At 35.4% G+C, this 22,190-nt stretch carries 20 protein-coding genes; 14 read left to right on the top strand and 6 right to left on the bottom strand.

Features of this window, described 5'->3' with window-relative positions; genetic code table 11:
• Nucleotides 1-3 precede the first annotated feature (3 nt).
• Both pepP and AC5LXI_RS02985 read right to left on the bottom strand, forming a co-directional pair.
• The gene (gene pepP, locus AC5LXI_RS02990; protein WP_493443458.1) at nt 4-1,311 is read right to left on the bottom strand and encodes a Xaa-Pro aminopeptidase; all 1,308 of its coding nucleotides are present in this window, start codon (nt 1,309-1,311) and stop codon (nt 4-6) included.
• 33 nt (nt 1,312-1,344) lie between these two features.
• Complete coding sequence (locus AC5LXI_RS02985) at nt 1,345-1,887, bottom strand: YecA/YgfB family protein (protein WP_493443457.1); 543 nt, start codon at nt 1,885-1,887, stop codon at nt 1,345-1,347.
• 126 nt (nt 1,888-2,013) lie between these two features.
• On the opposite strand from AC5LXI_RS02985, the gene AC5LXI_RS02980 reads away from it, so the two are divergent.
• The 4 genes from AC5LXI_RS02980 (at nt 2,014) to crr (ending at nt 5,037) form a co-directional block, all read left to right on the top strand.
• Entirely contained in the window at nt 2,014-2,346 is a 333-nt protein-coding gene (locus tag AC5LXI_RS02980) for a hypothetical protein (protein ID WP_493443456.1), read from the top strand.
• Nucleotides 2,347-2,486: 140 nt separating this feature from the next.
• Nucleotides 2,487-2,744, top strand: a complete 258-nt coding sequence (ptsH, locus tag AC5LXI_RS02975; protein ID WP_493443455.1) for a phosphocarrier protein Hpr — start codon at nt 2,487-2,489, stop codon at nt 2,742-2,744.
• A gap of 52 nt (nt 2,745-2,796) precedes the next feature.
• On the top strand, nt 2,797-4,524 hold the full coding sequence (gene ptsI / locus AC5LXI_RS02970) for a phosphoenolpyruvate-protein phosphotransferase PtsI (RefSeq protein ID WP_493443454.1): 1,728 nt from the start codon (nt 2,797-2,799) through the stop codon (nt 4,522-4,524).
• Nucleotides 4,525-4,533: 9 nt separating this feature from the next.
• On the top strand, nt 4,534-5,037 hold the full coding sequence (gene crr / locus AC5LXI_RS02965; protein WP_493443453.1) for a PTS glucose transporter subunit IIA: 504 nt from the start codon (nt 4,534-4,536) through the stop codon (nt 5,035-5,037).
• A 67-nt stretch (nt 5,038-5,104) separates the two neighbouring features.
• Here crr and pgi read toward each other — a convergent pair whose 3' ends face one another.
• Entirely contained in the window at nt 5,105-6,754 is a 1,650-nt protein-coding gene (gene pgi, locus AC5LXI_RS02960; protein WP_493443452.1) for a glucose-6-phosphate isomerase, read from the bottom strand.
• 257 nt (nt 6,755-7,011) lie between these two features.
• On the opposite strand from pgi, the gene AC5LXI_RS02955 reads away from it, so the two are divergent.
• Nucleotides 7,012-7,764: an IclR family transcriptional regulator gene (locus AC5LXI_RS02955; protein WP_493443451.1), complete on the top strand. Its 753-nt coding sequence runs from the start codon at nt 7,012-7,014 to the stop codon at nt 7,762-7,764.
• A 52-nt stretch (nt 7,765-7,816) separates the two neighbouring features.
• Here AC5LXI_RS02955 and AC5LXI_RS02950 read toward each other — a convergent pair whose 3' ends face one another.
• Nucleotides 7,817-8,959, bottom strand: a complete 1,143-nt coding sequence (locus AC5LXI_RS02950) for an iron-containing alcohol dehydrogenase (protein WP_493443450.1) — start codon at nt 8,957-8,959, stop codon at nt 7,817-7,819.
• A 223-nt stretch (nt 8,960-9,182) separates the two neighbouring features.
• Between AC5LXI_RS02950 and AC5LXI_RS02945 the strand changes: the two genes are divergently transcribed.
• The 9 genes from AC5LXI_RS02945 to fucO all read left to right on the top strand — a co-directional run bounded on the left by AC5LXI_RS02945 (nt 9,183) and on the right by fucO (nt 20,157).
• Nucleotides 9,183-10,100: a dihydrodipicolinate synthase family protein gene (locus AC5LXI_RS02945; protein WP_493443449.1), complete on the top strand. Its 918-nt coding sequence runs from the start codon at nt 9,183-9,185 to the stop codon at nt 10,098-10,100.
• A 14-nt stretch (nt 10,101-10,114) separates the two neighbouring features.
• Nucleotides 10,115-11,383 (top strand): MFS transporter, encoded by a 1,269-nt coding sequence (locus AC5LXI_RS02940; RefSeq protein ID WP_493443448.1) that lies wholly within the window; start codon nt 10,115-10,117, stop codon nt 11,381-11,383.
• 27 nt (nt 11,384-11,410) lie between these two features.
• A complete protein-coding gene (ilvD, locus tag AC5LXI_RS02935) occupies nt 11,411-13,123 on the top strand; it encodes a dihydroxy-acid dehydratase (protein ID WP_493443447.1) in 1,713 nt (570 codons plus the stop codon).
• A gap of 214 nt (nt 13,124-13,337) precedes the next feature.
• Entirely contained in the window at nt 13,338-14,108 is a 771-nt protein-coding gene (locus AC5LXI_RS02930) for a class I SAM-dependent methyltransferase (RefSeq protein WP_493444241.1), read from the top strand.
• A 613-nt stretch (nt 14,109-14,721) separates the two neighbouring features.
• A complete protein-coding gene (locus AC5LXI_RS02925) occupies nt 14,722-15,480 on the top strand; it encodes an IclR family transcriptional regulator (RefSeq protein ID WP_493443446.1) in 759 nt (252 codons plus the stop codon).
• A 28-nt stretch (nt 15,481-15,508) separates the two neighbouring features.
• Nucleotides 15,509-16,714, top strand: a complete 1,206-nt coding sequence (gene rhmD / locus AC5LXI_RS02920; protein WP_493443445.1) for an L-rhamnonate dehydratase — start codon at nt 15,509-15,511, stop codon at nt 16,712-16,714.
• 145 nt (nt 16,715-16,859) lie between these two features.
• On the top strand, nt 16,860-18,125 hold the full coding sequence (locus AC5LXI_RS02915; protein ID WP_493443444.1) for an MFS transporter: 1,266 nt from the start codon (nt 16,860-16,862) through the stop codon (nt 18,123-18,125).
• 55 nt (nt 18,126-18,180) lie between these two features.
• Complete coding sequence (gene yfaU, locus AC5LXI_RS02910) at nt 18,181-18,987, top strand: 2-keto-3-deoxy-L-rhamnonate aldolase (protein ID WP_493443443.1); 807 nt, start codon at nt 18,181-18,183, stop codon at nt 18,985-18,987.
• Nucleotides 18,988-19,005: 18 nt separating this feature from the next.
• Nucleotides 19,006-20,157: a lactaldehyde reductase gene (fucO, locus tag AC5LXI_RS02905; protein WP_493443442.1), complete on the top strand. Its 1,152-nt coding sequence runs from the start codon at nt 19,006-19,008 to the stop codon at nt 20,155-20,157.
• Between the two features lie 80 nt (nt 20,158-20,237).
• On the opposite strand, the gene metA is transcribed toward fucO, so the two are convergent.
• Both metA and AC5LXI_RS02895 read right to left on the bottom strand, forming a co-directional pair.
• Nucleotides 20,238-21,170 carry a homoserine O-succinyltransferase MetA gene (gene metA, locus AC5LXI_RS02900; protein WP_493443441.1) on the bottom strand — a complete coding sequence of 311 codons (933 nt, stop codon included), beginning with the start codon at nt 21,168-21,170 and terminating at the stop codon, nt 20,238-20,240.
• 201 nt (nt 21,171-21,371) lie between these two features.
• Nucleotides 21,372-22,184, bottom strand: coding sequence for a peptide ABC transporter ATP-binding protein (locus AC5LXI_RS02895; RefSeq protein ID WP_493443440.1), 813 nt, complete (start codon nt 22,182-22,184; stop codon nt 21,372-21,374).
• Between the last annotated feature and the right edge of the window lie 6 nt (nt 22,185-22,190).

The following is a 22,190-nucleotide window of genomic DNA, read 5'->3' as shown; positions in this document are numbered from 1 at the left end:
AGTTTATTTATTGTTTTGCATTAAAAGTTCAATTTGCTGTGGCTCTTTTGGTACCATTGCAGTTAAAACTTCATTGCCCGATTGAGTAATCAAAATGTTGTCTTCAATACGAATCCCGATACCTTGATAACGTTCAGGCACATCAGCATCTTTATTAATATAAAGTCCAGGTTCAACCGTTAAAACCATCCCCGGTGCAAGTATGCGATCACGATCGCTACCGACATCATGCACATCAATACCTAACCAATGACCTAAACCATGCATATAAAATGCCAAGTAGGCTTTATCTGCAATCAATGTTCCAACATCACCTTGCATAATTCCCAGCTTAACTAACCCTTCAACCATAATTCGAATAATTTCTTGATTAACTAAGGATATTGAGGTACCTGGTTTTAATGATTTGATAGCGGCATATTGTGCTGTTAATACTAGGTCATATATTTCTCGTTGAGCTTGATTAAATTTACCATTAACCGGAAATGTTCGGGTGATGTCCCCAGCATAATACTGGTATTCACAGCCAGCATCAATTAAGACTAAATCGCCATTTTTCAATTGGTCGCTATTATTTTCATAATGCAATACACAGCCATTATTACCACCACCAACGATAGTGTTATAGGATGGTGAACGCGCACCATGCCAAGCAAACTCATGTAAGATTTCAGCTTCTAATTGATACTCATACCAATTAGGCTGACACTTTTGCATTGCCCTAATATGTGCTTTTGCACTGATTTCACAGGCTTGACGTAAAATGGTGATTTCATATTCAGACTTAAACATGCGCATTTCGTGAACGATTGGTCGCCAATCAATAACTATGCTTGGCGCTGAAAGTTTGAATCGACCGCCTTGCCGTAAAGTATTAAGCGTTTTTTTAATTATCTCGTCAGCATAATGATAAAGCTGGTCAGCATGATAAATGGCGGCCTTTCCATTAATTAAATTTGGCAAAACGTTATTAATATCATCAAAAAGATAAGCTTCATCTACGCAAATTTTTTCTAATGCAGCCTGCTGACCTAAGCGATATCCGGTCCATGTTTCAGCTAAAGGATCTTTTTTACGATTGAATAAAATATATCGTGGTTGACCGTCTTGCTGTTTAATTATCACAAAAAGCGCTTCAGGCTCGGCAAAAAAAGTAAAATACCAAAAATCACTGTCTTGTCGATAAGGATAATGAGTATCATTACTTCGCCTAACTTCTGGTGAGGCAAAAAATAAGGCAATGCTATTTGGCTGCATCTGCGCCAATAATTTATTTCGTCGAGCTAACAGTTCTGTATCAATATCTATCATAACGTTTACCTTAATGATTAATAATACTGCTTTTTAGTGAAGAGTTGGAGTAATATCAGGTTCATTAAATTCATCAAAACAGAACATCGCCGTAATTCTAACGTACTCTTTTATCTCCTCAAATGCAAAAGCTAACTCTTGTTGATCTTCATCTTCATCATAACCGAGTTTAGCTATTTGCCTTAGGTCATATATTGCTTCACCTACATCGCCTTTAACTCGATTAAGTTTAGGTTGAACTAAACCAATACCTAATAAAAAATGATTTACCCAGCCAACTAAATCATCAATTTGGGTAAACAAATCTTGTTCACTAAGCAACAGTTGAAACTCAAAATTCTCATCAATAAGTTGTTGTTTAGTTGAATGATATAATTTTTCAATTTCCTTATTTAAAGGATCTGCAATCTTTTGCCCATCATTCAACATGTCTTGAGCTAACACTTTCCAGCTTTCGTCATAATTCCCTCCAGCCAATAGGCCTGATAAGAATCCATGTAATTCAGCTGCGGTTATGCCAATTTTATTTTGAATAAGTTGACGATTAAGCTCATCATAAATCTTGCTATCAGTCATTAACTCCACCTTAGTTTTGTGATAATGGTGAAAATACACCCCCTGCACTTTCACGCATTATTAGTATATAATTTATGCCTAGTTGTAAATAATAAACAGGTTATTGTGCTTTATAAAGGAATTATTTTGAACATTATTAGATTAATTTTAACATCGCTATGCATAGCCATATCATTAACTGCTTGTAGTTCATGGGTACAAAATAAAGGTGTGATTGTTATTGATGTGCAAAATAAAACAAATACCTATATAACCAGCCAAAATTTACCTAAAAATTATCAGCTAGGCAATAGTGAACAAGAACTTGATAAGTTCGAAACTTTTTGCCGAGACGAAATCCGTGCCTCACAACTAGATGGAAGTGAAGAAATCGTATTTGAAAATATCAAACGAGGAATTCACGGGCAGGTTGAATTTAAAAAATGTAGTGATAAGGTAATTCGGATTTACCAATATTGATAAATATATCAGCTGACTTTGTAGATTATCGCCAATAAGATTGACTAATTGTCACATATCTGTGAAATCTTACTAGCCTTTCAAGCTGTTTTTATTTATATTGTCGCATGAACAAATATATTTTTGGGAGTAAAATAATTATGTATAAGCAAGATGTAACTATTATTGCGTCGAACGGTCTTCATACCCGCCCTGCTGCACAATTTGTAAAGGAAGCTAAAAACTTCAATTCTGAAATTACTGTCACATCAAATGGAAAAAGCGCTAGTGCTAAGAGCTTATTCAAATTACAAACACTAGGATTAACTCAAGGTACTACTATTACTATTTCAGCCGAAGGTGAGGATGAAAAAGAAGCAGTAGATCATTTAGTAAAATTAATTCCTGAATTGGAATAATACTCCCATATTAGCGTTGAACGGTTTTAATATTAGATAAGGATTAAATGTTATGGTATCAGGTATACTTGTTTCCCCAGGTATCGCTTTTGCAAAAGCGCTATTATTAAAAGAAGAACCTATTGTTATTAATAATAGGCAAATTCTTGATAACAAAATTGACTCTGAAATTGATCGCTTTAAAGAAGCTCGTGAAAAATCAAGCGTACAATTACATGCAATCATGGAGCGAGCAAAAACCACTCTAGGTGAAGATAAAGCTGCCATTTTTGAAGGTCATATCATGCTTCTTGAAGATGAAGATCTTGAACAAGAAGTGATTTCACGAATCAAAAGTAAACACTCAAGTGCCGATGCTGCAGTCCAATCTGTATTTGAAACCCAAGCAAAAGAGTTAGAGAACTTAGATGATGAATATCTAAAAGAACGTGCTGCCGATATCCGGGATATTGGTAAACGATTGCTAAAAAATATTTTAGGTATTGAAATTGTTGATTTAAGTGCTATTAGCCAACCTTGTATTTTAGTTGCGACTGATTTAACGCCATCTGAAACTGCCCAATTAAACTTAGATATGGTATTAGGCTTTATCACTGATGCCGGTGGTCGTACTTCACATACATCTATCATGGCTCGTTCATTAGAAATTCCAGCAATCGTTGGTACCTCTAATGCAACACAAGCAATTAAACAGGGTGATTTTGTTATTTTAGATGCCATCAACAACGCTATCTACATTAATCCAGATCACGCAACCCAAGAAAAATTAAAACAAGTTCAAACCAAATATCTTGCTGATAAAGAAGAGTTAGCAAAATTAAAAGACTTACCAGCTGTAACGCTTGATGGTCATCAAGTGGAAATTTGTGCCAATATCGGTACAGTTCGTGATATTGCGGGTGCCGATCGTAATGGTTATGAAGGTGTTGGTCTTTATCGCACTGAATTCTTATTTATGGATCGTGATGCGTATCCTAATGAAGACGAACAATTCAAAGCATATAAAGAAGTTGCTGAATCAACTAATGGCCTATCGGTTATTGTTCGTACCATGGATATTGGTGGTGATAAAGATGTACCTTATATGCATTTACCAAAAGAAGAAAATCCATTTTTAGGTTGGCGAGCAATTCGTATTTGTTTAGATCGTAAAGAAATATTACATGCCCAGTTACGCGCAATTTTACGTGCCTCTGCATTCGGTAAATTACGCATTATGTTCCCGATGATTATTTCGGTTGAAGAAATTCGTATCTTAAAATCTGAAATCAATATCCTTAAAGAACAATTAACCTCTGAAGGTAAAGCATTTGATAAAAACATCGAAATCGGTGTTATGATCGAAACGCCTGCCGCTGCGGTCATTGCTCGTCACTTAGCTAAAGAAGTTGACTTTTTTAGTATTGGTACTAACGATTTAACTCAATATACGCTTGCAGTTGACCGTGGTAATGAACTTATTTCACACCTTTATAATCCACTTTCGCCATCAGTATTAACATTAATTAAAAATGTCATTGATGCATCTCACAAAGAAGGGAAATGGACAGGAATGTGTGGTGAGCTTGCTGGTGATGAAAGAGCAACAATTTTATTACTAGGAATGGGGCTTGATGAGTTTAGTATGAGTGCAGTATCAATTCCTAAAATTAAAAAATTAATTCGTAATACTAATTATGAAGAAGCGAAGAATTTTGCTGATACGGTTCTTGAAAAAGCAACAGCTAATGAAGTAACCGATTTAATTGAAAAATATACTGCTGAAAAGCAAATTTGTTAGGAGTCAACGATGGGTCTATTTGATAAAATAAAGCAATTTGTATCTGATGATAATAAAAATAGCACCGAAGTTATTGCACCTCTTAGTGGTGAAATTGTTAAAATCGAAGATGTGCCCGATGTTGTTTTTGCTGAGAAAATCGTTGGTGATGGCGTTGCAATTAAACCATCTGGCAACAAAATTGTCGCACCATTAAATGGTAAAATTGGCAAAATCTTTGATACCAATCATGCTTTTGCGATTGAGTCAGATGAAGGTATTGAACTCTTTGTTCATTTTGGTATAGATACCGTTGAGCTAAAAGGTGAGGGTTTTACTCGTGTTGCTGAAGAAGGACAACAAGTTAAAATTGGTGATACCATCATTGAAATTGATCTACCTTTACTTGAAAGTAAAGCCAAATCAGTACTAACCCCGGTTGTTGTTTCAAATATGGATACAATAGTTGAATTAACTAAACTAACTGGCTCAGTTGAAGCAGGTAAAACGCCAATAATGCGCGTAAAAAAATAATCAGTTATAAAAAAACCTTCAGTTTAGACTGAAGGTTTTTTTATTCATTCAATTCGCAAAATAGTTGTTAACGCCATTTCTTGTATTGATTAATTAGATTATTAGTAGAATCATCATGAGAATTAACCGGTTTATCATCAGCTAATTCCGGTAAAATTCGGCCAGCTAATTGCTTACCAAGCTCAACTCCCCATTGATCAAAACTAAAGATATTAAGAATAATACCTTGGGTAAAGATCTTGTGTTCATACATCGCAACTAGTGCTCCTAATGTATAAGGCGTGATTTTTTTAACTAAAATAGAGTTTGTCGGTTTGTTACCTTCGAAGACTTTAAAAGGAATAATTGACTTAACTTCATCGAGTTTTTTACCAGAAGCAAGAAACTCTTGTTCTACTTGTTGTGCTGTCTTACCAAAAGCTAAAGCTTCTGTTTGGGCAAAAAAGTTAGAAAGTAACTTAGGATGATGATCGCTAACTGGATTATGACTAATTGCAGGCGCAATAAAATCACAAGGGATAAGTTTAGTACCCTGATGAATTAATTGATAAAAGGCATGTTGGCCATTTGTTCCTGGCTCCCCCCAAATAATCGGACCAGTTGTATAACCAGTTTTGTTACCATTACGATCAACACTTTTACCATTCGACTCCATATTACCTTGCTGGAAGTAAGCCGCAAAACGATGCATGTATTGATCATAAGGTAGAATTGCTTCGGTTTCTGCACCATAAAAGTTATTGTACCAAATACCAATTAAAGCAAGTAAAGTGGGAATATTTTTATCAATTGGTGCGCTTTGGAAATGTTTATCCATTGCATGGCCACCAGCTAAAAACTGTTTAAAGTTTTCAAAGCCAATTGAAAGAACAATTGATAAACCGATAGCTGACCAAGAAGAATAACGACCACCTACCCAATCCCAAAATTCAAACATATTGGCCGTATCAATACCAAATTTTTCAACTTCTTTAGCGTTAGTTGATAACGCAACAAAGTGAAGCGCAACGGCTTTCGCATCTTTTGCCGAATCAAGTAACCATTGACGAGCCGTTTGAGCATTGGTCATGGTTTCTTGAGTTGTAAACGTTTTTGAGGCAACTAAAAATAAAGTTGTTTCTGGATTTAAACCTTTTAAAGCTTCAACAATATGTGTTCCATCAACATTAGAAACAAAATGCATAGTTAAATGATTTTTATAAGGTCTCAGCGCCTCAGTTATCATATGTGGTCCTAAATCAGAACCACCAATGCCGATATTAACAACATCCGTAATTGCTTTACCGGTATAACCTTTCCACTCACCACGAATAATTTTTTCACTAAAGGACTCCATCTTAGCAAGCACTGCATTGACATCATCCATAACATTTTTACCATCAACATAAATTGGTGAGTTTGATACATTACGTAACGCAACATGCAAAACGGCTCGGTTTTCTGTGCGATTAATTTTTTCACCGCTGTACATTGCCTTAATTGCACCATTTAAATCACATTCATCAGCAAGTTTATAAAGAATTTCTAATGTCTCTTGCGTTAAACGATTTTTGGAAAGATCAACCAAGAACTCATCTTCAAAAGGAATACTTAACTTTTCAACTCGCTTAGGTTCATCTTTTAGAATTTGGGCAATGGTTTTAGCGTGATGCTTTTGATAACTAGCTTGAAGGGACTTCCAGGCGGAAGTGGTAGTTGGATCAATTGACTTTAACATGACTTATTCCTTAATTAATATAGCACTATTAACCATAATATAACTATGCCTAACATGATGCAAGATAAGGATTTATTCTTTCAAATTAAGTTAAAATAAAAAATAATAAAAGTTATTTTCTTTTCCTAATCAAATAACTTGAATATAATGTTAAGGATAAGCTATTTTATACATATAACCGTTCAAAAAATAATTTTCTAACTAATTAGTACCAATAAAATAACTAAATTTTTGACATTATTATATTAGGATATTTCATGCCAAATATTCAAACTCTAGTACCTGCATTAGATAAAATAGTACGCATTTGTGATTATTTAGGTAATCACAAAGGCGCAACTTTTAGTCAGATATTTCAGGACCTTAATTTACCTAAAAGCAGCACTTCAACACTACTTAATGCATTAGTCATGCATGGTATTTTGCGTCAAGATCAGAACCAATATTATCTTGGATTAAAATTGCATGAATGGGGTGATAAATCGCTGGAACAGTTTGATATCACAAAAATAGCGGAACCATTGATGTCAAAATTAAGAGATCAAACCAACTTAACTTGCCATCTAGGTGTGTTAGATGGTCTATATTCAGTCTATATTGCAAAAATTGAAAATGACCAAGCTATCGGTATTCGCACTTGGATAGGTAAAAAATTACCCTTGCATAGTTCCGGTATTGGTAAAGCATTGATAGCTTGGTTGCCAGATGAGAAAATCGATCAACTTATACCAGAAGATAAATTGGTTAAATATACCGACACCACAATTACCAGCAAAAAACTGTTAAAAAAAGAGCTAGCGAAAATTCGCTCGCAAGGTTGGGCCTATGACAATCAAGAAGATGTAAAAGGTGTCCATTGTATCGCTGCTCCTATTTTTAATAAAAATCATGAACCAATTGCAGCGATTAGTATTTCTGGTGTGCTTTTTCAACTACCGGTAGAGAAGATCGAAAAATATTCAGAGCTAGTGCGTAAAGCATGTCAACAACTGACTAGCAAGTTTCAATAATATTGAATCATAATGATTCAATATTATTTTAACTATTTTAATCCATAACTCATTAAGCTATCTTCTTAAATAGCTCAATAAGCTTTTGTTTATCAAAAAAGACGGGATTAGCACCGGCACAAGCATCTTTCATTGAATTTTCCGCCAATAACTCAAAATCAGGATTATCAACGCCTAACTCCTTCAATGATTTAGGAATACCGACTTCTTGCGCTAAATCTTCAATTCTTTTTATCACATAATCAACACATTCTTGGTCGGTTTTATTTTTAGTATCTAATCCGATTGTATCGGCAATCGCTCTAAATTTTTCTGGGGCATGTTTCGCATTCTCCTTTTCAACTACCGATAATAGCATGGCATTACAGACCCCATGAGGTAAATCATAAAGACCACCTAGTTGATGTGCCATCGCATGCACATTACCTAAGCCAGCATTACTAAAAGCAATACCATTTAAAAAGCAGGCATAACTCATTTGTTCTCTGGCTTCAATATCGTTACCATTTTTAACCGCGCGCGCTAAATATTTAAAGGTTTGACCAATTGCATATAGTGCGGTCGAATCAGTGACATCCATCGCGCCTTTAGCTACCACCGCTTCTATTGCATGAGTTAATGCATCCATACCGGTTGCTGCGGTTAAATTTGCTGGTTTAGAAATCATTAAATCGGGATCACTAACCGTTATTGATGCCAGTGTATTTGGATCGACCATAATCATTTTTACGTGTCTGCTTTCATCAGTAATCACGTAATTGATGGTAACTTCGGCAGATGTACCTGCGGTGGTTGCTATTGCCACGATAGGTAAACATTTATGTTTACTTTTATGCATCCCTTCATAATCGGTAATTTTGCCACCATTAGTCGCTAACACCGCAACCGCTTTACCACAATCCTGAGGTGATCCACCACCAATGGAAACCACAAAATCACATTTAGATTCTTGGCATAATTTTAGTGCATTTTCAACATTAGCAACGGTAGGATTTGGTTTAACATCATAAAAAATAACCGATTCAATTCCCTCTTTGGCTAAAATATCAACTACTCTATCTACCGTTCCATTACCGACTAAAAACTTGTCACTAACCACAAATGCCTTTTGACAATTTAGTTTTTTAACCGGTACCCCTAACTCAGATAGACATCCTTTTCCTAATAAATTAACGGGTGGAATGTAATAAATCATATTTACCTCTTAAATTAATCAAATTTCAAAAAATTCCACAAAAAGAACTTAATTTCATTATACGGAAAAAACAAACTTGCCAAAAAAATTATTTTTTACAATGAGAGGAAGATCACAAAATTAATTTTCTTTTGAATTAATGCATTGCAATTCAAAATTTTTTCCTCAATAATCCGTTCACAAGAAAGAAATAAAGTTCCGTATTATGAACAAAGGAGAAGAAATGAGTTTAGCAAAATTTAAAGGGATATTTCCACCCGTGCCGACAATTGTAGATAAACATGGGGAACTGGATAAAAAAGGAATGGCTAATCTATTAGATCATCTGATCGATAGTGAAGCTGATGGCGTTTTGATTTTAGGGAGTGGTGGTGAATTTTGTCATATGCCACCGAAACTACGACTTGAAGTTGCTGAATTTGCGGTAAAGCATATTAATAAACGCATTCCAGTTATGATTGGAATATCCAGTCCAAGTACTAAAGAAACTATTGAATATGGTCAGCATGCAGCACAAATAGGCGCAGATGCCGTTTTAGTGGTTAATCCATATTATGCTTTATTAAATAGTGAAGCCATTTATCACCATTATAAAACTGTCGCTGAAAATCTTGATATACCAGTGCTACTTTACAATTTCCCTACATTAACCGGTCAAGATATTGGTATTGATGTTATTACTCGATTAGCCAAGGATCAGCCAAATATTATTGGTTTGAAAGACACCATTGATAACATAAGCCATACCCGAGAAGTCATCAACAGAGTTCACGCCTTCCGTCCAGATTTTATCATCTTCAGTGGATTTGATGAATATATGTTAGACACGCTTATTCTTGGTGGTCATGGTGGCATTCCTGCAACATTTAATTTTGCCCCGAAAATTACCAAGGGAATTTATAACGCATTCATTGAAAAAGATTACCAAACCGCATTTAAATTACAGCGTCAATTAGCAAAATTAATGCCGGTTTATGCGATTGAATCGCCTTTCTTTGGGGTTATTAAACAAGCTATCAAACTAACTGGAGTAGATATTTCAACTGAGGTTTTGGCGCCGGTAACAAAACTACCAAAAAACAAAAAAGACCTATTAATTCAAGTATTAGAGTCTGCTCAAATTCCTATTATAAATAAATAATTGGAGGCATCCATATGAATAATACAGAAGATAAAACAATTCCTAAAGGGCGTTGGAAACATATAATTCCGGCTACCATTCTGGTGTATATCGTGGCATATATGGACAGAACAAATATTGCCATTGGTATTGCTGGAGGAATGAATAAAGACTTAGGTATGACCGCGTCTTTCGCAGGTCTTGTCGCTGGGATCTTTTTTATTGGCTATATATTTTTACAAATTCCTGGTGGTCAAATCGCTGAACGCTATAGTGCAAAAAAATTTATCGCATGGACTATAGTTATTTGGGGCGGTTTTGCTGCAATAACAGGATTTGTTCGAGATCCCATTCAATTACTTATCATACGTTTTATATTGGGGGTAGCTGAAGGGGGAGTATACCCTGCTATATTGGCATTGATTGGGCATTGGTTTCCAAATCATGAAAGAGCTAGAGCAATTGCATTTTTCCAAATGAATTTAGCGGCAGCATCTATCATTACCGGTCCATTATCTGGTTGGTTAATTGAAGCTTGGGGTTGGAGAGAAATGTTTATCATTGAAGGTATTATATCTTTAGCATTACTCTTTGTTTGGATGCCTCTTGTTTCTGATTATCCTCATCAAGCTAAATGGCTAGATCCTAAAGAATTAAATTGGTTAAACCAACAATTTGCCGAAGATAAAGCGCTTATAAAATTAGATGACAAAGCAAGTGTTAAAACAGTATTAAGTAGTATCAACTTATGGAAACTGGTTGCTATCTATTTCTTCTTCCAAATTGGTTTTTACGGTTTTGCCCTTTGGATGCCAATGTTAATTAAACAATTAACCGGTAGTGGTATGTCTATTGTTGGACTATTAACCGCAGCACCATACATTCTTTGCATTTTTGGACAATATTATATTGCTAAATTATGTGACCAAACCATGAATCGTAGATTATATACCGCAATTCCAATGATTGGTTTTGCTATCTGTTTAACTTTATCAATATTATTAGAAAATAACACATGGCTTGCATATGGAATGATGGTTCTCTGTGGCTTTTTCCTACAAGCATACGCCGGCCCATTTTGGACATTACCACCACTATTATTCCCATCAAATGTTTTAGGTGGAGTACGAGGAACAATCAATGCCCTTGGTAATCTAGGAGGATTTATCGGGCCATATCTAGTTGGTTTATTAACCGTTACCGTAAGTAAAAATGCAGGACTATATACCTTAGTTGGGGCTTTAATCATTGCAATTATTCTATTATTCACGCTACCTGCTGTAACCGCAAAACCAACAAAATAAAAAATTAAAAAAGCATTGGAGGAAATTATGCAACAAAAATGTAAATTTGCCAGAGATCTATGGTCACAATTAGATGCATTACGAATGGGCATGAATTATACCGTTGAAGATACTGAAAAACCACAAGTTCTTATTGATGACTGTTATGGAGAAAGTCATCCGGGTAGTTATCATCTTGATAGTTTAGGTTATGAAGTTGTTCTTGGCGTGCATGAACGAGGCGGTCGTTCAGTACGTAGCCATGTTACAGATATTTGTGATGGCTGGGGACAAGGTCATGATGGCATGAATTATATATTAGCCTCAAGGGAAGCGATTGCTAATATGGTCGAAATTCATGGTTCTGTCATACCCTATGATGCAGCCGTACTTATTTCAAGTTGTGATAAATCAGTACCTGCTCACTTAATTGCAGCAGCACGACTAGATATACCATTAGTTCATGTTCCTGGTGGTTCAATGCGTCCGGCTCCTAATATGACGACATCAGACTTAGGCGGTGCCACTGCACAATATAAAAAAGGTGAAATTGATATCAAACAAATTCAAACCTTACAAAGATGTGGTTGCCCTACCGCTGGCGCATGTCAATTCATGGGTACCGCCAGTACAATGCAATGTATGTCAGAAGCACTTGGCTTAGCATTACCTGGAAGCGCATTAGCACCATCGACAATGTCTGAAATTCGTAGGATGGCCAGATCCGCTGGACATCATGCCATGTATCTAGCCAAAGAAGGAATCACATCACGTAAAATACTCACACCAGCAGCATTTGAAAATGCCATTAAGGTACACGCAGCTATCAGTGGTAGTACAAATGCGCTTATTCACCTACCGGCAATTGCACATGCATCAGGATTTGAATTAACCGCAGATGTATTTGATCGCATTAATAATACTGTACCATACCTTACCAATGTACAGCCAAGTGGAAAATACGTAACAGAACTATTATGGTTTGCCGGCGGTATTCCAATGGTTCAATGGATGATTAAGGATTTACTCGATCTTGATGTAATGACAGTTACTGGGCGATCTTTAGGTGATAATTTGGAAATGATGCAGCAAACCGGTTTCTTTGACCGTAATTTAGGCTATTTGCATAATTACAAATTAGAACGAAATGATTTAATTCGTAAACCTAACAAAGAAAAAATGGGATCCATCGCTGTTTTAAAAGGCAATATAGCGCCAGATGGTGCCGTTATAAAATATACTGCATGTAGTCCTGATATGCATAAACATACTGGACCTGCCAAAGTTTATAATTCGGAAGAAGCAGCTCAAGAGGCTATTATTAATAATAAGGTTAATCCTGGTGACGTTATTTTCATTTGTTATGAAGGGCCAAAAGGTTCAGGTGCGCCAGAAATGCTAATGACCACAGATGCAATTGTCTTTGATAAGCGTCTTAATGGTAGTGTCGCATTGGTCACCGATGGACGTTTTTCGGGAGCAACACATGGTCCATGCATTGGTCACGTATCTCCTGAAGCTGCGGATGGCGGTCCAATTGCACTTGTTGAAGATAATGATATTGTCGAAATTGATGTGCATGCTAGAAAACTTAATATTATTGGTATTAATGGTGAAATTAAATCTGCAGAAGAAATTGCTGAAATATTTACTAAACGTAAGCAAAAATGGACACCTCCCGATTATTCAAAACGAAAAGGTGTATTTAAACAATATACAGAAAGAGCTAAATCATTAATGGCCGGTGCCTATATAGAATAAAATTGATACAAAGTGCCACCTATCTACATTGGTGGCATTTCAAATCATTCACGCTAAAATTTACTTTTAGCTATTTCAAATAATACCCTATTCCTAATACTAAAAAACTTATCTATAAAGTTATAGTAGTAGATATTATTTTATCGAGTAATAATGATTATACTACCTGTCTCACAATTAAAAATTATTTAAAAACGCGAGAAATTAAGTGCTAATAGCAAATAATAATGATGATAATCTTTTGCAAGATCTTATTATCTATTGGACAAACCGAGCTAAAGGATACAGCCAAACTAACCAAGATGAACTAGCAACGGATAAAAGAAAAATCTGGCAAAAGCTAATTTTAAACCATGCTCCTAACAAAAATAAATTACGAATATTAGACATTGGAGCCGGTCCTGGTTTTTTGGCGATTACCTTAGCTTTAGCTGGCCATGAAGTAACCGCGGTTGACGTTACTCAAGCGATGATAGATCAAGCAAAAGACAATGCCTCGCAATATCAGGTAAAAGTGAATTTTGTTTTATCAGATGTTCATTGCTTACCGTTTGACGATAATCATTTTGATTTAATTGTATTACGTAATGTAACTTGGAACCTAAGTAATCCCACAGTAGCTTATCAAGAATGGTTTCGAGTACTAAATTCTAAAGGAAAATTACTTAATTTTGATGCAAACTGGTACTTATTCCTTTTTAATAAAGATCTTCATTCACAATACATGCAAGACCGAGAAAATACAGCCAATTGTGGTATAGACGATCATTATCGACAAACCGATACCTACGAAATGGAACGGATCGCCAGATTACTACCGTTAAGTCAAAAAATCAGACCCGAATGGGATATGAATATTCTACAATCAATCGGTTATAAAAATATTCATATTGAAAACGATATATCAAAGATAGTTTGGGATGAAATTGAACAAATTAATTACCATTCAACGCCAATGTTCTTAATAGCAGCAGAAAAACAATAAAAACATATCTCTCATAGAAATATAATTACTTTGGTTCGAGTTACTGAAATTGATTTGTAAAAATAATTGAGGAGTCTATACCATGTTATTAAGTTTTAAGTATGAGTAAACTACTCATAAAAACGTGCAGAAATGAGTAAAGATGTATTAACATTAACCTTTAACCAGGGTTATTGCCAATATGTGGTATGTCTTAATCTTTATCAATCAATATTCTTATTGGTTAATTATTTTTTCAGATAATTATTATCTTTGCTTTGATTGATGAAGTTTATTTGTAAAAATAATTGAGGAGTCTATACCGCCTAACTAATATTTGCATGTTATTTTATTCATACTACTAAATCGTTTCTAATTAAAAACCACCCTATTTCATCATTTCAATTTAAATCACAACACTCAAATTTAAGACATCTTATAAATTAGACTATTTTAAATTCCTTTATATTGGAACGACCCCAAAAATTCCAATATAAAGGAATAACCGATTGTTAATTATATATTTTTTATGATCAAGTTCACAATTATGTGATTAAATAGTTGTGCTAAGATTTGATAAACGTAAAATCTACTTATCCAATATACAGGATAAAAGTACAATATATAGGAATGTATGTCAAAAGTACCCGCTTTACAAAGAACAATCAAAATACTTAACTTTATCTCGTCTAAAGGTAGATGCAGTGCTGCAGAAATAATCAATAGCCTACAAATACCTAAAAGTTCTGCTTATCTTTTACTAGAAGAACTAAAGTCATATCAATTTATTAAACAAGATCAGAATGGTGATTATTTTTTATGGATCAAATTAGTCGAATTAGGTGAGCTTGCTTCAAATTGTTTTGATATTAGAGAAATAGCCAAAAAACATCTTGCCAGATTAACCAATAATACCGGGCTTTTAACTCATTTAGGAATTTTAGATAACAAAACCGCTTATTATATTTTGAAATGTGAATCACACAGCACAATCAGTGTTCGTTCTTATGTAGGAAAACAAGTATCGCTTTATCGTTCTGGCGTCGGTAAATGCTTATTAGCCTTCCAACCTAGCGAAAAAATATCTGAAATCGTTAACCAACTTTCTTTTGAACAAAAAACCGCAAATACAATTATGTCCATCAGTTCATTACATGCTGAATTGGCCAAGATTCGTCAACAAGGTTGTAGTTTTGATAATGAAGAAGATTATATCAATATCAGATGCATAGCCGCACCTATATTTAATGCACAAAATAATATTGCTGCGGCAATATCGGCTGTAGGAACAACATTTCAAATAACCGACCATGTATTACCGCAAATTACGATTAAAATCAAGGAATGTGCAAAAGATATCTCAAAAGAATTGGGTTGTCTTATGTACGAATAATTTTTGTAACTTTTAAAGGAGAAATTAAATGAAGCTACCAAAAATAAAAGAAGTAAGAGCTTATTTTATGGGAGGAGCAACCGCCGAGAAAGGTAGTGGCGGGGCAGACTATCACGATCAGGGCGGCCACCACTGGATCGACGACCATATCGCCACGCCAATGAGTAAGTATAAAGACTATGAACAATCACGTCAATCTTTTGGTATTAACGTTCTTGGAACACTTATTGTCGAAGTTGAAGCTGATAATGGACAAATTGGCTTTGCCGTATCAACTGGCGGAGAAATGGGATGTTTTATTGTTGAAAAACATCTAAATAGATTTATTGAAGGAAAATGTGTTTCTGATATCAAACTAATTCACGACCAAATGATGAATGCCACCATGTATTATTCTGGTTCAGGGGGTTTAGTGATGAACACGATATCCTGCGTTGATTTAGCCCTTTGGGATCTATTTGGTAAAGTGACTGATCTACCTGTCTATAAATTATTAGGTGGTGCAGTCCGTGATGAAATTCAATTTTATGCAACTGGTGCTCGACCTGATTTGGCAAAAGAGATGGGCTTTATTGGTGGCAAGATGCCTACCCATTGGGGACCACATGACGGTGATCAAGGCATTAAAAAGGATGCGCAAATGGTTGCCGGCATGCGCGAAAAGTGTGGACCTGATTTTTGGCTAATGCTTGATTGCTGGATGAGTCAAGACGTAAATTATGCCACAAAACTTGCTTATGCTTGTGCACCTTATAACTTAAAATGGATTGAAGAATGTTTACCTCCGCAACAATATGAAGGATACCGAGAGTTAAAACGCAATGCACCGCCAGGAATGATGGTCACATCTGGTGAACATCATGGAACAATTCAATCATTTAGAACATTATCTGAAACTGGCATTGATATCATGCAACCAGATGTTGGTTGGTGTGGTGGCTTAACCACCTTACTTGAAATTGCTGCAATTGCGAAATCAAAAGGACAGCTGGTCGTACCTCATGGTTCATCTGTTTATTCTCACCATGCAGTAATTACCTTCACAAATACCCCATTTAGTGAGTTTTTAATGACAAGTCCGGATTGTTCAACACTCCGTCCACAATTTGATCCAATATTGATTGATGAACCGGTTCCTGTAAATGGAAAAATTCATAAATCGGTACTGGATAAACCTGGATTTGGTGTTGAATTAAATCGTGAATGTAAATTAATTCGTCCTTATTCTCATTAATTATATGAGGAAAAAGAAGTTTATTTATTGATTTATTGCAGTTTTAAAAGGAGCTTAAAACTGCGATTTTAGATTAAATAAAATTATTTTCCTCATCTGCACATTATTTATATCTCTGTCATTTTTATGGAGAGGGGGGTTTTTTATGTCTAATATTCTCGAAAAAGCGGTAAGCAAAACCCGTTTAAGACTGGTTCCATTCATGTTAATACTCTACGTATTAGCATTTTTAGACCGTGCAAATATTGGCTTTGCCAAATCGGCATATCAATTAGATACAGGGCTAAGTAATGAAGCATTTGCATTTGGAGCTGGTATTTTCTTCGTAGCTTATGCTTTTTTAGGCGCACCTGCCAATTTATTAATGCGTAAATTTGGTGCTCGTTACTGGATTGGTGGTACAACTTTAGTATGGGGATTATTATCCGCCGCCATGGCTTATGCTGATTCCGAATGGAAATTTTTAACTGTTCGTGTAATGCTTGGTATGGCGGAAGCCGGTTTCTTCCCGGGGATGATCTATTTAACTTCGCAATGGTTCCCACAAAAGCATCGCGCAGGAATAATGGGGTTATTTTATATGGGAGCACCTTTAGCGCTAACATTTGGCTCACCGCTATCTGGTGCTTTATTAGAAATGCATGGCTTTTTAGATCACCCAGGTTGGTACTGGATGTTTATTATTGAAGGTATTCTTGCTGTTATAGCTGGTGTTGTCACGTTTATTTACCTTGATGACAACATCAGTAATGCTAGATTTTTAAATGAAAATGAAAAACAAGCGTTACAAGAAAAATTATCATCAGAAGAGAGTGTAAAAACAACATCTAAAATAATCGATGCTATCAGTAATGTCACTGTTTGGCATCTAGCTATTATTTACATGATAATTCAAATTAGTGTTTACGGGCTTATTTTCTTTTTACCAACGCAAGTTGCCCAATTAATGGGAACAACGGTTGGTTTTAAAGCATCACTGGTCGCAGCAATTCCTTGGATTGCAGCATTATTCGGTACTTATTTTATTCCTCGATACTCAGACAAAGTTGGAGAAAGAAGAAATATCGCTGCTATAACATTATTGGTAGCAGGTTTAGGTATTGGAATTTCTGCACTTGCAAGTCCTAGCATTGCAATTATTGCCCTTTGTTTTGCAGCGATTGGTTTTATTGCGGTACAACCTGTTTTTTGGACTATACCAACTAACCTGTTATCTGGAGCAGCCCTAGCAGCAGGCATAGGATTTATTAATATGTTTGGTGCATTTGGTGGTTTTTTAGCACCAATTATTCGGGTAAAAGCAGAAACGCTTTTTAATAACAATATAGCAGGCTTACTAACTTTAGCACTGATAACAATAATCGGCACTATAACTATATTCATGCTAAAACAAACTAACAAAAATAGTTAACCAACTGAGCTTATTGATTTTATCAATAAGCTCCTAATACATTAGGAATAACATAATGAAAAAACTATTGGAAAACAAATTCAAACAAGAAATAACCAAAGGAAATTTACAAATTGGCCTTTGGTTATCTTCAGCGACATCTTATATGGCTGAAATTGCTGCAACCTCAGAATATGATTGGTTACTACTTGATGGTGAACATGCGCCAAATACAGCACAAACATTACTCACCCAATTACAAGCAATCGCTCCATATGCCAGTCATCCTGTCGTGCGCCCTTTAGAAGGCAGTCAAGCTAACATAAAACAGATTTTAGATATTGGTTCTCAGACATTATTAATACCAATGGTTGAAACAGGTGAACAAGCAAAAGCAGTAGTTTCAGCGACACGTTATCCGCCCGAAGGAGCCCGTGGCGTAGGCGCTAGTGTAGCAAGAGCTGCCCGCTGGGGAAAAATTGAAAAGTACATGCAACAAGTCAACGATTCACTCTGTCTGTTAGTACAAGTTGAAAGTAAAAAAGCACTCGAAAATCTTGATGAAATTGTTATGACCGACGGGGTAGATGGCGTATTTATTGGCCCTGCCGATTTATCCGCATCCTTAGGTTATCCAGATAATGCTGGACATCGAGATGTACAAAAAATAATTGAAAAAACAATTAAGAGGATTAGGCAATTAGGTAAAGCGGCTGGATTTTTAGCGGTTGATATCGAAATGGCGCAAAAATGTATCTCATGGGGGGCAAATTTCGTTGCTGTAGGTGTGGATACAATGCTGTATATGCAGGCGATTGATGAACGATTAAAACAGTTTAAACAGTTAAAAAGCCCCAATAAATCATCTTCAGTTGCATATTAATAAAGAAAGAGGTAAAAAATGAGTTATAGAATGATTTTGAATCAAACCGCATATTTTGGGGTGAATTCAATCAATAATATTATCGATGAAGTAAAAAAACGTGGCTATCAAAAAGCTTTAGTGGTTACTGATAAAGAGCTGATTAAATTTAAAGTTGCAACTAAGGTTACTGAATTACTTGATTCGGCAGAATTAAATTATCAAATATTTGATGAAGTTATGCCGAATCCAACAATTAGTATAGTAAAACAAGGCATAGAGATATTTAAGCAATCAAATGCAGATTATCTAATAGCGATTGGTGGTGGTTCACCGCAAGATACCGCCAAAGCGATTGGAATTGTAATAAATAATCCTGAATTTTCTGATATTCGTAGTTTAGAAGGTTTAGCGCAAACCAAAAAACCGTCTATCCCAATCATTGCAATTCCGACCACATCAGGAACAGCAGCGGAAGTGACTATCAATTATGTGATTACCGATGAAGAGAATAAAAGAAAATTTGTTTGTGTGGATCCTCACGATATACCGGTTCTCACTTTAGTTGATCCTAATATGATGATGAGTATGCCAGCCAGTTTAAAAGCAGCAACGGGGATTGATGCACTGACTCATGCAATAGAAGGCTATATCACAAAAGGTGCATGGGAGATGAGTGATATGTTTCATTTAAAAGCCATTGAAATTATCTCTCGTTCACTACGCGATTCGGTGAATGGTGATCTCAATGGCGTTGAACAAATGGCTTTAGGTCAATATATTGCTGGAATGGGATTCTCAAATGTTGGTCTCGGCTTAGTTCATGGTATGGCGCATCCATTGGGTGCTTTTTATAATGTTCCTCATGGTGTTGCAAATGCAATATTACTTCCTCATATCATGCAATATAATGCGCCGTACACCGGTGAAAAATATCGGCATATAGCCAAAGCAATGGGGATAAAAAATAGTGAAGATATGACAATTGAAGATGCTCGAAATGCAGCCGTGGATGCCGTTTTCCAATTAAATAATGATGTCAAAATTCCAACAAACTTACATATGGTTGGTGTGAAGAAGGAAGACATAAAAGCATTAGCCGAAGCAGCGTATGCTGATGTATGTACACAAGGAAATCCAAGAGAAACAAATATAGCAGATATTGAAGAACTATATCACTTAGTTTTTTAATTACTTAACATAATTAACAATATTTAATAATTATCAAATAGATGGAGTTATTCATTTAATAAGTCCATCTATCATTAAAGTTAATCATCAATTGTTAAATTACGAGTCGTTAAATCAAATGGCGTTAATTGATAAACATAATAGTTGAGCCAATTACTAAATAGTAAATAAGCATGACTTCGCCATGTTGCTTTCGGAGTTAAATTAGGATTATTTTCTGGGAAATAATTAAAAGGGATTTCAGGGTTTATACCGGCTTTTAAGTCACGATAATATTCATTGGCCAAAGTAAATGAATCATATTCTGGATGCCCAGTAACAAACGCCATTCGTTTATCAGCGGTTGCCATTAAGTATGGGCCAGTTATATCTGACTCAGCTAAGATGTTTAAATCGGTATAGTTTTTAATTTTATCAATTGGAAAATCAGCATTACGAGAATGTGGTGCTAAAAATGTATCATCAAAACCACGGGTTAAAATAGCATTTGGTTGCAAGATTTGGTGTTGATAAACACCGGATAACTTTTGTGAACGGGTGAATTTAGGTAAATCATATAAGACATTTAATGCCGCTTGCACCGCCCAACAAACAAACATGGTTGAGGTTACATGATCTTTCGCCCAAGTAATAATTTCAGCTAATTTAGGCCAATACACAACATCTGAAAAAGCGACTTTACCTAATGGCGCTCCAGTAATAATAAGTCCATCGAAATTCTGTTCACGAATATCTTCAAAATCACAATAAAAGCTATTCAGATGTTCTATTGGCGTATTTTTGGATTCACGCTGATCTATTCTTAATAACTGAATATTCACCTGTAAAGATGAATTAGAGAGTAACCGTAAAAACTGATTTTCAGTTTCGATTTTTTTCGGCATCAAATTTAAAAAAAGAAGCTTTAGTGGGCGAATTTCTTGAGTATTAGCCCGCGTTGCAGTCATCACAAATACATTTTCATTACGTAATACATCTACTGCCGGTAATGAATCAGGAATACATATAGGCATATCAAAAGCTCCTATTAATTACTTTTTATAATTTTCAAATAGACGTCTAGAAATCTGTATAGCTAAATATAGTGGGTTTTAGATAATTTGTCGAGCGTTTTTATTAGCAATAATAGGTAGTATATTTCAAACAAAATCAGAATAATAGCAGACTAATTGGGTTTAAATGTTACAGATAATCTATATAGCAAAGAAGTGGATTTAAATAGCTCGGGTATCGGTCCGCCAAGTATCTGCGGTTAATGCCTCACCAAAATAGCTATTGATAAGTTTTTGTGTAATTTCACTTAGTGGCGAAGCCAGAACTTCAGCAGTGCTACCATATTCAACCAAATCACCATTATGCATAACTAAAATTTGGTCACTAATATGTTTCATCATACCAATATCTTGTGTGACATAGACATAAGATATATTTTGTTCTTGTTGTAGCGACAGCATTAAATTAACAATTTGTGAACGCATTGAGATGTCTAAAGCCGCTAAAGCTTCATCAAGAATAATCACTTTCGGTTTTAAAATTAAGGCTCTAGCTAACGCAACGCGTTGTTTTTGCCCTGCCGCCATCACTGACGGATAATAAGATGCGTGTTCAGGCAATAAGCCCACTTGTTTTAAAACGTCACTAATCAATTTTTCTCGTTCGTAAACACTAAAATTGGTATTGCGTTTAAGTGGAATTTCAAGTAATTGACCAATACGAAGCCGTGGATCAAATGAACTTTCAACATGTTGAAATATCATGCGTATCAGTTGCGAACGATGGCCAAAATCGCCATATTCTACTTTGTTACCATCAATCCAAATATCGCCACTATCAGGTTTAATCATACCAACCAGCATTTTAGCTAATGTCGATTTTCCGGAACCATTTTGTCCAATTATGGCTAACGTTTTCCCTTCGTTTAGCGAAAATGACAAAGGTTTGACAGCATCAATTTGTAAATGACCAAAGAGCCCTTTAGGGATTTTAAATCGCTTTGATAAATTTCGGACTTTTAATATTGGGTTCATTAACTA

Source organism: Gilliamella sp. LMG 34361 (assembly GCF_984569075.1).
Note: the sequence above shows the minus strand (reverse complement) of the source record. Positions and strands in the feature narration are given on the sequence as shown.

Bases quoted from the DNA above. Each gene is read 5' to 3' on its own strand.
- AC5LXI_RS02985 (WP_493443457.1), bottom strand. From the start codon at position 1,887: ATGACTGATAGCAAGATTTATGATGAGCTTAATCGTCAACTTATTCAA.
- pepP (WP_493443458.1), bottom strand. From the start codon at position 1,311: ATGATAGATATTGATACAGAACTGTTAGCTCGACGAAATAAATTATTG.
- fucO (WP_493443442.1), top strand. From the start codon at position 19,006: ATGAGTTATAGAATGATTTTGAATCAAACCGCATATTTTGGGGTGAAT.
- AC5LXI_RS02895 (WP_493443440.1), bottom strand. From the start codon at position 22,184: ATGAACCCAATATTAAAAGTCCGAAATTTATCAAAGCGATTTAAAATC.
- AC5LXI_RS02940 (WP_493443448.1), top strand. From the start codon at position 10,115: ATGAATAATACAGAAGATAAAACAATTCCTAAAGGGCGTTGGAAACAT.
- crr (WP_493443453.1), top strand. From the start codon at position 4,534: ATGGGTCTATTTGATAAAATAAAGCAATTTGTATCTGATGATAATAAA.
- AC5LXI_RS02915 (WP_493443444.1), top strand. From the start codon at position 16,860: ATGTCTAATATTCTCGAAAAAGCGGTAAGCAAAACCCGTTTAAGACTG.
- pgi (WP_493443452.1), bottom strand. From the start codon at position 6,754: ATGTTAAAGTCAATTGATCCAACTACCACTTCCGCCTGGAAGTCCCTT.
- yfaU (WP_493443443.1), top strand. From the start codon at position 18,181: ATGAAAAAACTATTGGAAAACAAATTCAAACAAGAAATAACCAAAGGA.
- AC5LXI_RS02925 (WP_493443446.1), top strand. From the start codon at position 14,722: ATGTCAAAAGTACCCGCTTTACAAAGAACAATCAAAATACTTAACTTT.
- ptsH (WP_493443455.1), top strand. From the start codon at position 2,487: ATGTATAAGCAAGATGTAACTATTATTGCGTCGAACGGTCTTCATACC.
- AC5LXI_RS02950 (WP_493443450.1), bottom strand. From the start codon at position 8,959: ATGATTTATTACATTCCACCCGTTAATTTATTAGGAAAAGGATGTCTA.
- rhmD (WP_493443445.1), top strand. From the start codon at position 15,509: ATGAAGCTACCAAAAATAAAAGAAGTAAGAGCTTATTTTATGGGAGGA.
- ilvD (WP_493443447.1), top strand. From the start codon at position 11,411: ATGCAACAAAAATGTAAATTTGCCAGAGATCTATGGTCACAATTAGAT.
- AC5LXI_RS02955 (WP_493443451.1), top strand. From the start codon at position 7,012: ATGCCAAATATTCAAACTCTAGTACCTGCATTAGATAAAATAGTACGC.
- AC5LXI_RS02945 (WP_493443449.1), top strand. From the start codon at position 9,183: ATGAGTTTAGCAAAATTTAAAGGGATATTTCCACCCGTGCCGACAATT.
- ptsI (WP_493443454.1), top strand. From the start codon at position 2,797: ATGGTATCAGGTATACTTGTTTCCCCAGGTATCGCTTTTGCAAAAGCG.
- metA (WP_493443441.1), bottom strand. From the start codon at position 21,170: ATGCCTATATGTATTCCTGATTCATTACCGGCAGTAGATGTATTACGT.